The organism is Paenibacillus sp. JCM 10914 (assembly GCF_001315105.1).
Lineage (GTDB): Bacteria > Bacillota > Bacilli > Paenibacillales > Paenibacillaceae > Paenibacillus_AQ.
In genome coordinates this window covers 1-12,360 of sequence record NZ_BAZR01000006.1, presented here as the reverse complement: position 1 = coordinate 12,360, position 12,360 = coordinate 1, and the positions used below count along the sequence as shown (strand labels likewise).

Annotated in this window: 9 protein-coding genes and 2 pseudogenes; 9 read left to right on the top strand and 2 right to left on the bottom strand. The window is 46.8% G+C overall.

Annotation, left to right across the window (positions count from 1 at the left end; translation table 11 throughout):
- Positions 1-58 precede the first annotated feature (58 nt).
- The 7 genes and pseudogenes from JCM10914_RS30030 to gyrB all read left to right on the top strand — a co-directional run bounded on the left by JCM10914_RS30030 (position 59) and on the right by gyrB (position 7,107).
- A complete protein-coding gene (locus tag JCM10914_RS30030; RefSeq protein ID WP_370570233.1) occupies positions 59-256 on the top strand; it encodes a hypothetical protein in 198 nt (65 codons plus the stop codon).
- A gap of 539 nt (positions 257-795) precedes the next feature.
- A complete protein-coding gene (gene dnaA / locus JCM10914_RS09720) occupies positions 796-2,142 on the top strand; it encodes a chromosomal replication initiator protein DnaA (RefSeq protein WP_023960159.1) in 1,347 nt (448 codons plus the stop codon).
- Positions 2,143-2,343: 201 nt separating this feature from the next.
- Entirely contained in the window at positions 2,344-3,486 is a 1,143-nt protein-coding gene (gene dnaN / locus JCM10914_RS09715; protein ID WP_023960157.1) for a DNA polymerase III subunit beta, read from the top strand.
- 35 nt (positions 3,487-3,521) lie between these two features.
- Entirely contained in the window at positions 3,522-3,737 is a 216-nt protein-coding gene (yaaA, locus tag JCM10914_RS09710; RefSeq protein ID WP_023960155.1) for a S4 domain-containing protein YaaA, read from the top strand.
- Between the two features lie 57 nt (positions 3,738-3,794).
- Positions 3,795-4,906 (top strand): annotated as a pseudogene (recF, locus tag JCM10914_RS09705) (DNA replication/repair protein RecF).
- 14 nt (positions 4,907-4,920) lie between these two features.
- On the top strand, positions 4,921-5,184 hold the full coding sequence (gene remB, locus JCM10914_RS09700) for an extracellular matrix regulator RemB (RefSeq protein WP_023960149.1): 264 nt from the start codon (positions 4,921-4,923) through the stop codon (positions 5,182-5,184).
- Between the two features lie 14 nt (positions 5,185-5,198).
- Positions 5,199-7,107: pseudogene (gene gyrB, locus JCM10914_RS09695) on the top strand (DNA topoisomerase (ATP-hydrolyzing) subunit B).
- 78 nt (positions 7,108-7,185) lie between these two features.
- Here the strand turns inward: gyrB and JCM10914_RS09690 are convergent.
- Together JCM10914_RS09690 and JCM10914_RS30025 are read right to left on the bottom strand one after the other, a co-directional pair.
- Positions 7,186-7,719, bottom strand: a complete 534-nt coding sequence (locus JCM10914_RS09690; protein WP_231638608.1) for a YheC/YheD family protein — start codon at positions 7,717-7,719, stop codon at positions 7,186-7,188.
- A complete protein-coding gene (locus tag JCM10914_RS30025) occupies positions 7,653-7,982 on the bottom strand; it encodes a YheC/YheD family protein (RefSeq protein ID WP_231638600.1) in 330 nt (109 codons plus the stop codon). The genes JCM10914_RS09690 and JCM10914_RS30025 overlap by 67 nt, the downstream gene beginning before the upstream one ends.
- A 395-nt stretch (positions 7,983-8,377) precedes the next feature.
- Between JCM10914_RS30025 and gyrA the strand changes: the two genes are divergently transcribed.
- Positions 8,378-10,897 carry a DNA gyrase subunit A gene (gene gyrA, locus JCM10914_RS09685; protein WP_023960139.1) on the top strand — a complete coding sequence of 840 codons (2,520 nt, stop codon included), beginning with the start codon at positions 8,378-8,380 and terminating at the stop codon, positions 10,895-10,897.
- A gap of 169 nt (positions 10,898-11,066) precedes the next feature.
- On the top strand, positions 11,067-12,179 hold the full coding sequence (locus JCM10914_RS09680; protein ID WP_023960137.1) for an HD-GYP domain-containing protein: 1,113 nt from the start codon (positions 11,067-11,069) through the stop codon (positions 12,177-12,179).
- Positions 12,180-12,360: the final 181 nt, after the last annotated feature.

Genomic DNA, 12,360 nt, shown 5'->3' with positions numbered 1-12,360 from the left:
ATATTGAGGAAGAGCAGGGCTTAGGGGTCGTAAAACGCTTACTGACCTTTTAGAACAAATACCACATATACTTTCTCCAGATACAGAGGAAGTACTAGCCGCCTTTGGAGAGGTGCTCGAAGCCCCCTATATGATCTACGAACGAAGCAGGACTTCAGTTATGCGGTTCTCTTCCTTTACAACGGAGGATGGGACAGAATATCCATTAACCCTTAAATTTGATTACGTATCGATCTTCAGATTGGTCGCAGTGTAGTCGTGACTAAGCGATTACTGCATCAAAAAACAAGCCGTGTTCGATCCAGGAAGATCAAACACGGCTTATCCACAGCCATTTTTCACCTTTGGTTGATTCTATGGCTCGTTAGTATATTCAAGCAGAAGTTATGAACAGATGGTGAGAGAGGAAAATTCCGCTTGTCGATTGGACAACCTGTGCATAATATTTCTCGCAATCTGGGTCACGTTGTCGAATCTCAAACAGATTATAAACAATATATAGTGGTGTGAATAAATTTTATGCACAACGTATTGAATTTGTGGATAAATTAGCGGCATACATTGAAAACAAGGGCTTCTTTTGCTATGATTATATTACTTTTGGTTGTGAATATGTGAATGAAGAGTTTGAATTATCAACAGCCTGTGGATAAAGTTGTGAACAATTTCAATTTATCCATGTTTTTTTGTTTTCAGAGATTCTAGCACTGGGGATAATTAGACATCATTCAGTTTCTTTCGACATTTCCACTCATGGCTCTAGCCACATTTGGAAGATTTAAAGGAGTGACAGTTTTGGAAAGCCATACTTCCGAATTATGGCAAGAAATATTAGCGATTATACAAACGAAGCTGAGTAAACCGAGTTTTGATACTTGGTTCAAAGCGACAAAAGCATTGACTATTAACGATCATTCCGTTGTCATCTCCGCACCGACGACTTTTGCGGTGGAATGGCTGGAAAGTCGATATACGAAGCTGGTCAGCTCCACGCTCTTTGAGGTGATTGGCAAGCAGGTCGATGTTCGCTTCGTTATTGAAGAGGCTAAGTCACATGAGCCTGTTCCACATCAGCCTGCACCCGTCCTGGAGGTATCCGGGGATGAAATTCAATCCCACATGCTGAATCCGAAGTATACCTTCGACACCTTCGTCATTGGTTCGGGTAATCGGTTCGCGCATGCTGCCTCTCTCGCTGTAGCAGAAGCTCCGGCTAAAGCCTACAACCCCTTGTTTTTATATGGTGGTGTTGGGCTAGGAAAGACACACTTAATGCATGCCATTGGCCACTACATCCTAGAGCATAATCCCAGCAGCAAGGTCGTGTACATCTCCTCTGAGAAGTTCACCAACGAGTTCATTAACTCCATCCGTGATAACCGTGCAGAGAGTTTTCGCAATAAGTACCGCAGTGTCGATATCCTGCTCATTGACGATATTCAATTCCTGGCAGGAAAGGAATCGACGCAAGAGGAATTTTTCCATACGTTTAATGCCCTGCATGAGGAACGTAAGCAGATCATCATCTCCAGTGACCGTCCGCCAAAGGAAATACCTACGCTGGAAGAGCGGCTCCGCTCACGGTTTGAATGGGGACTGATTACGGACATTCAGCCGCCGGATCTGGAGACGCGAATCGCGATCCTTCGCAAGAAAGCGAAGGCCGAGAATCTGGACATTCCGAACGAAGCCATGATGTATATTGCCAACCAGATCGATACGAACATTCGAGAGTTGGAAGGTGCGCTTATACGTGTCGTAGCCTATTCTTCATTAACCAATCAGGATGTAACGACGCATCTGGCAGCCGAAGCCCTGAAAGATATTATTCCGTCAAGCCGGCCAAGAATGATTACCATTCAGGATATTCAGCAGAAGGTAGGCGAATATTACAACCTTCGGCTTGAAGACTTCAAAGCGCGTAAACGGACGAAGGCCGTAGCCTTTCCGCGGCAAATTGCGATGTACTTGTCCCGTGAATTAACCGATTATTCTCTTCCAAAGATCGGAGAAGCGTTCGGGGGCCGGGATCATACCACTGTCATACATGCCCACGAGAAGATTACCCAATCTCTGAAGAACGACCAGGATCTGTTTAAAGTGGTCAACAATTTAACAGAGAAAATCAAAAATCCTACCTGAACAAGTTCAAAGCCTATGCACAATCTATACACATGTGGATAGCTTAATTTTATGCCGTTTCTTAGGCTTATCCACATATTCAGTGTCCCTACTACTATTACTATTAATAATTAATAATAATTTAACCATAAAGAGGGAGCATTCTTGGCCTTCGCCAAGAGAGAACAACCCCCTCTCATTTTTCCGCAAGGAGTGAAATTAATGAAAATCAGCATATTAAAAAATGTACTTAACGAATCCATTCAGCATGTGTCCAAGGCAATCTCCAGCCGGACAACCATCCCAATTCTTGGCGGGATCAAGCTAGATGTTACGTATTCAGGTGTAACCTTAACCGCCAGCGATACCGATATTTCAATTCAATCCTTTATTCCAGCGGAAGATGAGAAACAGACGATCGTAAACGTCGAAACGCCAGGCAGCGTCGTGCTCCCAGCCAAATTTTTCGTCGAGATTATTAAGAAACTGCCTTCCCAGCAAATTCAGATGGAGGTTAAAGAGAACTTCCATACGTTTATCTCTGCCGGTGCAACCGAAATTCAATTGGTAGGTTTGGACCCAGAAGAATTCCCAGTATTACCTAACATCGAAGATAGCCAAACGGTATCGTTGCCAGGAGATTTGTTAAAAAATATGATCAAGCAGACCGTATTCTCGATTTCCACACACGAGACAACGCCGATATTGACGGGTGTACTATGGAGCTTGAACAACAATGAACTGAAATTTACCGCCACAGATCGCCATAGACTAGCGACTCGTTCTGCACAGCTAGAAGGCGTAGATGATATAACGTTTAACAATGTTGTCATTGCAGGCAAGACTTTGAACGAGCTCAGTAAAATCATTCCGGATCAGAATACGTTGGTCGATATCGTTGTAGCTGATAATCAGGTATTATTTAAAATTGACCGTGTGTTGTTCTACTCTCGTATATTGGACGGCATTTATCCCGATACTTCTAGGATTATTCCAACTTCGCACAAAACAGAACTCGTCCTGGACACAAAAAAATTAAGTGAATCGATTGACCGTGCTTATTTGCTCTCGAAAGAGGAGAAAACTAACATTGTGCTGCTGCAAACGTTGGAGCAGGGCGGGATTGAAATTTCTTCGAGCTCGTCAGATCTCGGTAAAGTACGCGAAGAATTGGATCTGATCGATTTCAACGGCGAGCCGCTGCGGATCTCGTTCAACTCGAAATACATGCTAGACGTACTGAAAGTGGTTGAAAGCGAACAGCTGATGATTGCTTTCATGGGCGTCATGAGCCCGATTATTCTGAAGCCACTGGATGACAGCAAGAGCCAATATATTATTTTGCCTTACCGTACCGCTAATTAAGTTATCCCCATGTTGACAGGATGAAAGGAAGAGTCATGAAACAAATATTTATCCACAGTGCGTATATAAAGCTCGATCAATTCCTGAAGCTGTCCGATTGCGTATCCACAGGAGGGATGGCAAAGGCATTGCTGCAGGAAGGGGCCGTGCTCGTAAACGATGAGAAGGAAGAGAGACGTGGGCGCAAGCTGGTTCCCGGCGACATCATCCAGGTAGAGGACTGCGGCACGTTTCAGGTGGTGGCACAATAGACAGCCTCCCGCAGCCGCTTTGGCGCTATGCGCGAACAGACGAGGGAGAGGATAAACTTGTTTGTCAAAAATGTCAGTCTGCAGCATTATCGCAACTATGAGCAGCTGCAGCTCGAGCCGTTCGGGGATGTGAATCTGATTATCGGACGAAACGCTCAGGGGAAAACAAATTTGATGGAGGCGCTCTTTGTACTCGCTTTGACAAAGAGCCACCGAACCTCCAAGGACAAAGAGTTGATTGCATTTGAACAGACCCATGCCCATGTCGCAGCTGAGGTAGACCGGAAATATGGAGCCTTAAAGCTGGAGCTGAGTTTGTCTCAACAGGGGAAAAAAGCAAAGATAAATGGACTTGAGCAGCGGAAGCTGAGCGATTTTATAGGGTCGCTGAACGTGGTTATGTTTGCACCTGAAGATTTAGAGATTGTCAAAGGCACGCCGGGGGTTCGCCGCCGGTTTCTTGACATGGAAATCGGTCAGGTAGCGCCGAGCTACCTCTTTCATTTGCAGCAGTACCAGAAGGTGCTGGTACAGCGCAACAATCTGCTGAAGCAATTGTGGGGGAAGAGCGGTGTAGAAACCGCCATGCTAGACATCTGGAATAGCCAATTGGCAGAACATGGTGTTAAAATCGTCAAGAAAAGGAAACAATTCATAAAAAAGCTGCAAAAATGGGCTGAAAGCATTCATCAAGCATCACCAATGGCCTGGAAGAGCTATCTTTACACTACCTCCCGTCCTTTGCGGACGCGGTGGAAGAAGATGAAGCTGTCTTATTTGAGACATTTATGATAAAATTATCACAAATGAAAGAGCAAGAAATACGGCGTGGTATGACATTGGCAGGTCCTCATCGAGATGATCTGGCTTTTTATATTAATGGCAAAGAAGTTCAAACGTACGGCTCACAAGGCCAACAACGGACGACAGCGCTATCTTTAAAACTAGCTGAAATCGAGCTGATACAGGAAGAGATCGGAGAATACCCGGTGTTGCTGCTGGACGATGTGCTCTCTGAATTGGATCCGTACCGGCAGACACAATTGATTGAGACCTTCCAGAGCAAAGTGCAGACATTCATCACGGCAACGGGTATCGAAAGTTTGAATACCGACAAATTGAAGGGTGCCAGCATTTTTCATGTCCATGATGGACAGGTGGGCTCTTAAGGAGTGAAATCCATATGTATATTCATTTGGGCGGAGAGAAGATCATCCGTACGTCCGAGCTGGTTGGGATATTCGATATTTCGATCGAGAAATCCTCGAAAATCTCCAAGCAGTTCGTCACGCATGCCCAGCAGCATAAGGTTGTCGAGCTGATTGGCGAAGAAGATCCGAAATCCATCGTGGTGACGAAAACGATCGTCTACTACTCTCCAATCTCCTCAGCAACACTTAAGAAACGGGCGAATCATTTTGCAGCCAGGTATAAACAGAATCTGTAGAAGTAGGTGAAGGCATGTCTATGAATCAACCGACATATGATGAGAATCAGATTCAGGTACTGGAAGGTCTGGAAGCAGTTCGTAAACGTCCAGGTATGTACATCGGATCCACCAGTGCCAAAGGTCTGCATCATTTGGTGTGGGAAGTTGTGGACAATAGTATTGACGAGGCGATGGCGGGGATATGCGACCATATCGAGATTATTGTTCATGAAGATAACAGCGTAACGGTTATCGATAACGGACGCGGTATTCCAGTTGGCGAGAACGCAAAATTGAAGAAGTCAACACTGGAAGTCGTAATGACGGTGCTGCATGCCGGCGGTAAATTTGGCGGTGGCGGCTACAAAGTATCCGGCGGCTCCATGGCGTAGGGGTGTCGGTCGTTAATGCGCTGTCTTCAAAAGTTGTGGTTCAGGTTAAGCGTGACGGCCATGTCTATCAACAGGAATATCATCGTGGTGTGCCGCAATACGAGATTAGGGTAGTGGGCGACACGGATGATCACGGTACGACCGTAACCTTCCTGCCGGATCCCGAGATTTTTACGGAGACTACCGTTTATGACTATAATACGCTGCTGACACGTATTCGCGAGTTAGCTTTCTTGAACAAGGGAATTGCCCTTACATTAACGGACGAGCGTACTGGAGCTTCTGATTATTTCAAGTACGAAGGCGGGATCATTGAATACGTCAAGTTCTTGAATGAGAAGAAGGAAGCACTTCACGAGGACCCGATCTATGTAGAAGGCTCCCGTGATAATATCCAGGTTGAAGTTTCGCTTCAGTACAACGACAGTTATACCGAGAATATCTATTCTTTTGCTAATAATATCAATACCCATGAAGGCGGTACGCATGAATCAGGCTTCAAGAGTGCGCTCACCCGTATCATTAATGATTATGCCCGGAAGACGGGGATGATCAAGGATAATAATAACAACTTGTCCGGAGAGACGTACGTGAAGGATTGACCGCAATTATTTCGGTTAAAGTGCCGGAGCCGCAGTTTGAAGGACAGACTAAGACCAAGCTTGGTAACAGTGAGGTTCGAGGTATTGTAGAGTCGCTGTTTGCAGAGAAGCTGCAAGAATTTCTGCAGGAGAACCCGTCGGTTTCCCGCCGAATCTTGGAGAAAGCGCTCCAGGCGTCACGTGCGCGAGAAGCCGCTCGTAAAGCGCGCGAGATGACACGCCGTAAGAGTGCACTTGAAGTGAGTGCTTTGCCAGGTAAGCTGGCAGACTGCTCGTCCAAGGATGCCTCCATTAGTGAACTGTACATCGTCGAAGGCGACTCTGCCGGCGGATCTGCCAAGCAAGGGCGTGACCGGCATTTCCAAGCGATTTTGCCGCTTCGGGGTAAGATCCTTAACGTGGAGAAGGCGCGTCTGGATCGTATTCTCTCCAATGCAGAGATCCGGGCGATCATTACCGCACTGGGCACGGGCATCGCTGAAGATTTCGATCTGTCCAAAGCCCGTTATCACAAAATCATCATCATGACCGATGCCGACGTCGACGGCGCGCATATTCGAACACTGCTGCTGACGTTTTTCTACCGTTACATGCGTAAACTGGTTGAAGCGGGATATATTTATATCGCCCAACCACCGCTCTTTAAGGTTGAGCGCAATAAGGTCATTCGTTATGCTGGTAGTGAGAGGGAACGCGATGAGATCATTAAAGAATTCGGCGAGAACGTCAAGATTAACGTACAGCGTTATAAGGGTCTCGGCGAGATGAACGCTGGTCAGCTATGGGAAACCACGATGGATCCAGAGAGTCGTACGATGTTGCAGGTAACGATCGAGGATGCGATTTTGGCAGATACGTTGTTTGATACCCTCATGGGTGACAACGTAGAGCCGCGTCGGGATTTCATTCAAGAGCATGCGAAGACGGTCCGTAACTTGGACGTATAACGAATCGTGAAGAGAGGGGTGCCCCGGGGTTAATGACCTTGGGAGGCACCCCTCTTATGTTTCGAAGATTAGTGTTCGTTAGTTGGCTTTTTTCTTGCTGGATAACTTGCGACCATAGGCATTGGCATATTTCTTGACCTTCTGATAGACGCTTGGATCCTTAAAGAATTTCTTGAACGGGAACAGCGCCGGCTTCGTGTTTACCTCGAGGATCCAGATGTTCCAGCGGTTGTCGATAGCCACATCGAGCCCAATCTCTTTGAGATGGGGATAAGATTTCTGCAGCTGCGCCGCAACGTTGACGCCGAGTACATATAATTCCCGGCGAATATTTTCCGCTTCCGTGTCGGTCATATGCTCAAGCATTAATGGTTTGTAATGATGGACGACACCGCCGCTATGGTGATTGGTAATAATCTTGTTCTTAGCGGCGACCCGGCCAATGATGCCGGTGCTGACCCATTGCCCGGCAGGGCTCTTCTGCGTAAGCACCCGAAGATCGAACGGGCGTCCTTGATGGCGGAGCAGATGTATGCCCTTCTGGATCAAATAAGCCTGACCCTTGAAGAGGGGCTGGAGGGTGTTATGAAGACTTTCGACGGAACTGAATATCTCCGTTTTTTGATCATGGCGCAGTTTATAGGTCGTTTCAGTTTCACCAGCTGGTTAGCTATAGCTAATTCCTCGACGGACATGACGCCGATGCCATAGGTTCCTCGATCCGGTTTGATAAAGACAAGTGTGTGGATATTCAGCATTTCTTCAAGAGCTTCCAAAGTGTACTGGCGGGTTGAGGGAACATAAGAGGCGAGTCCTTTATTGTTCAGAATAATCTTTGTTTTTGCCCATTTACTAGCAACGCGTTGGATAGTCAACCATCTTCATCCTTTCCGGCCGTTTGATGTGGGGATACGAATTGTCATACAACGAACGCTAATGTAAATTTAAAGTTTTCGATCATGGTAGCAAGCTGCGGCTATACCCGGAAAACATAGGACAAGTATGACAATCAGTGGTATAATATAAAGATGTGATGATTCGAAAACTTCTTCGCATTGCATTGTATGTGAATAAGGGCACGGAGGACAGGGCGTATATCCCGGTTTGGGGGCAAAAATCATGCCTTCACTGAAATACTACCGGGTTTAATTGTGTCCGGTTTGTGAAAGTAATATAATAAAGGTTAGTGTGTTTATAGGTTTCTGATCACTATTCTGCTTTTTTCACATAGAGCAAGGCATGGTTGATAGGAAAATGAAGGAGGTCCAGCATGGCCGAAGAAAATTTCTCCCAAATCAAAGATCGGGACATTGGTACCGAGATGCGCGAATCCTTTATGGATTACGCGATGAGCATCATTGTCAGCCGGGCTTTGCCGGATGTGCGGGACGGAATGAAGCCGGTACACCGTCGTATTTTATATGCGATGTCTGAACTCGGAATGGCGCCGGATAAACCGCATAAGAAATCAGCAAGAATCGTTGGCGAGGTTATTGGTAAGTACCATCCTCACGGTGATTCCGCAGTGTATGAATCCATGGTCCGGATGGCTCAGGACTTCTCCATGCGTTACATGCTTGTTGACGGGCATGGTAATTTCGGTTCCATCGACGGGGATATGGCAGCGGCTATGCGGTATACCGAAGCTCGTCTATCCAAGATCGCCATGGAAATGCTTAGAGATATCAATAAAGAGACTATAGACTTCGCACCGAACTACGATGGCGAGGAACAGGAGCCGGTTGTCCTTCCTGCACGCTATCCTAACTTGCTGGTTAACGGTGTTTCCGGAATCGCAGTCGGAATGGCGACCAACATTCCACCGCACAATCTCGGAGAAGTTATCGATGGCGTTCAGGCGATGATTCGTAACCCGGACATTACGCCGATGGAGCTTATGGAATATATCCAAGGACCGGATTTCCCGACAGCAGGTTATATTCTTGGCCGTGAAGGGATACGTCAAGCCTATCGTACGGGACGCGGTTCGGTAACGATGCGGGCGAAGGCGACCATCGAAGAGAACAACAATAAGGCACGCATCGTCGTGCATGAGATTCCATATCAAGTGAACAAAGCTCGTTTGGTCGAGAAGATTGCTGAGTTAGTGCGCGAGAAGCGGATTGATGGCATTACGGACCTACGGGATGAGTCAGACCGTAATGGTATGCGCATCGTGATTGAATTGCGCCGGGATGTGAATCCAAATGTGGTCCTGAACAATCTGTATAAGCATACTGCGATGCAATCCAATTTCGGTATTAACATGCTTGCCATCGTGAATAATGAGCCGAAAATCTTAAACCTGCGCGATGTTCTGTTCCACTACCTGGAACATCAAGTAATTGTCATTCGTCGCCGTACGGAATTTGAACTCCGGAAGGCAGAGGCGCGCGCCCATATCCTCGAAGGTTTGCGGATCGCCCTTGATCATCTGGATGAGGTCATTGCCCTCATTCGTGCATCCCAGACGACGGAGGCTGCGCGTGAAGGCTTGATGGGACGCTTTGGGCTTAGCCAAGAGCAGGCACAGGCGATTCTGGACATGCGTTTGCAGCGACTGACAGGACTAGAGCGCGAGAAGATCGAGAACGAGTACCAGGAGCTGCTGGCCAAGATCGCAGAATTGCGTGAAATTTTGGCTAATGAGCATCTCGTGCTGCAGATCATCAATGACGAACTGCAAGAGATCAAGGAGCGCTTCTCGGATGAACGCCGTACGGAGATTACGGTTGGTGAAGATAGCATCCTCGATGAGGATCTGATTCCGCGTGAGGAAGTAATCATAACCATTACGCATACCGGTTATATCAAGCGTCTGCCTGCGAATACGTATCGCAGCCAGAAGCGGGGTGGACGGGGCGTTGTGGGCATGGATACGAAAAGTGAGGACTTTGTCGAGCATCTCTTCGTAACGAATTCTCACCACTACCTCATGTTCTTTACGGATAAAGGCAAGGCGTATCGACTGAAGGCTTACGAGATTCCTGAGCTTAGTCGAACGGCCCGTGGTACGCCGATCATTAACCTGATCCAGATCGAACAGGGTGAATCGATTAATGCCGTGATCCCGGTAGAGAACTTTGATAGTGATAATTTCCTGTTCTTTGCTACGCATCAAGGCGTCGTTAAGAAAACCCCGCTTGAGGATTATGTAAATATCCGCAAAGGCGGTCTGATCGCCATTAACCTGCGTGAAGACGATTCCTTGATTGAGGTTAAGCTGACTGACGGTCAGCAAGAGATCATTATGGGAACCGCACAAGGAATGTCCATCCGCTTCAAGGAGAGCGATGTGCGCTCAATGGGAAGAAGTGCGACGGGGGTTAAAGGGATTACGCTGGATGACCATGATGAAGTCATCGGCATGGACGTGGTTGACCAGGAGCTCGATATCCTCATCGTAACGACCAAAGGCTATGGTAAGCGGACACCTGCAAGTGACTATCGCAGCCAGACACGTGGCGGTAAAGGGATCAAGACGATCAATATCACGGAGAAGAATGGTCCGGTTGTGGCATTGAAAGTCGTGAAGTCGGAAGAAGATCTCATGATTATTACGTCCAGCGGTACCATTATTCGCACAAGCATGGAAGGAATCTCAACCATGGGCCGTTATGCTCAAGGCGTGAAGCTGATTAACATTCGTGAGGATGATTCAGTGGGTACCGTCTGCCGAGCAGATAAGAGTGATGAGCCCGAGGAGATCGAAGACGAAGAATGGGTAGAAGGCTCTGAAACAGCGGGGCCAGTGGATTCCGAAGATCCTATCGACCCGACTGAAGAGTAATAAACATAAGCACGGATGCGAGTTTTGCAGCCGTGCTTTTTTTATTTTGGAGGCATGACAAATTCAGGGAATTGGTATTGTACAGGCTGAGGAAGTCGAACTATAATATGTATAATGATAAGGTCAAGTTTGCTGCCATCGGCAGCTTAACAGATGGAGAGGGTTGGTCATGACGATCAAAGCCGTGAATGAAGTAACCGCTGGTGTCAAACTGGCTAAAGATGTGTATACGCCTCTTGGAGGCCTATTGCTTCACAAAGGGAAGGTCTTGCTTCCGCGAGATTTAGAAGTGCTCAGAGCTTTTATGGTGGAGCAGGTGGCTGTGGAATCCGTAGAGGCCGAGAGTACGAGAATACCAACCGTCAAGTCCGCCGGACAAAAGCCATCGCTGATTTTTACAGACAATAACCAGGGTAGCGGTGCAGAAGAGACCTTCACAAGAAAGGACTTGCCCCTGCATGAGGAGTATGACAAGACGATGATGCTGGTTAAGAATTGCTATCAATCGGCTATTACGGGCGAGCTGAGGATGTATGAGGTTCGCAATCAGTTGGAGAGCTTGCTTAGCCATCAGCATGATTACCATGTCCTCAAATTTATACCGAGAATGACCAATCGACATGACTACCGATATCACAGTGCGGTTTTGTGTGCCCTATCCTCATATAAACTGGCTCAGTGGATGGGACTTCCGCAGAAAGATTGGATGCAGGTTGCCTTTGCCGGTTTATTGCACGATATCGGCAATGCCAAGATCGATCCCATTATTTTAAACAAGCCATCCAAACTGACGGAGGAAGAGAATGAAGAGGTTCGGCAGCATACGACGTATGGCTATCAGATTCTTAAGAACGTCGCGGCAGTGAACGAAGGTGTAAGGCTGGCCGCGCTACAACATCATGAGAAGGTAGACGGATCGGGTTATCCGCTTCGGCTTGAAGGCAATAAGATTCACGTCTATGCCAAGATTGTTGCGGTAACCGATATCTTCCACGCGATGACGCTGGATAAATTTTATCGTAGTGCTCAATCGCCTTATGTGGTGCTAGAGCAAATTCAGCTTGAAGCTTTCGGTAAGCTTGATCCGAAGATTGTTCAGACTTTTATTCATAAGGTAACGGCTTTACACTCTGGAACCCGGGTGAGGCTTAGCGATGGAAGCACAGGTGAGATCGTATTTACGGATAACCAGCATCCAACCAGACCCATGGTTTCTATACAGGGTGAAATCCGAAATTTAATGCAGCAACGGCATCTGTATATAGAAGAAGTAATTAGTTGAAATAAAAGACTTGACCGGCATTGAAATGCTGTGATATATTATTCCTTGCCGCTTTTGACGGCGACATATCACAGCTTTCAATTACATTAACATCTTTCAAAAAAAAACTTGCTAAGTAAATGATAGTGTGATATATTATAAAAGTTGCTGATGCGAACGAGATTCGCAGAAGACAACGAAG

Bases quoted from the DNA above. Each gene is read 5' to 3' on its own strand.
- yaaA (WP_023960155.1), top strand. From the start codon at position 3,522: ATGAAACAAATATTTATCCACAGTGCGTATATAAAGCTCGATCAATTC.
- remB (WP_023960149.1), top strand. From the start codon at position 4,921: ATGTATATTCATTTGGGCGGAGAGAAGATCATCCGTACGTCCGAGCTG.
- dnaN (WP_023960157.1), top strand. From the start codon at position 2,344: ATGAAAATCAGCATATTAAAAAATGTACTTAACGAATCCATTCAGCAT.
- JCM10914_RS09680 (WP_023960137.1), top strand. From the start codon at position 11,067: ATGACGATCAAAGCCGTGAATGAAGTAACCGCTGGTGTCAAACTGGCT.
- gyrA (WP_023960139.1), top strand. From the start codon at position 8,378: ATGGCCGAAGAAAATTTCTCCCAAATCAAAGATCGGGACATTGGTACC.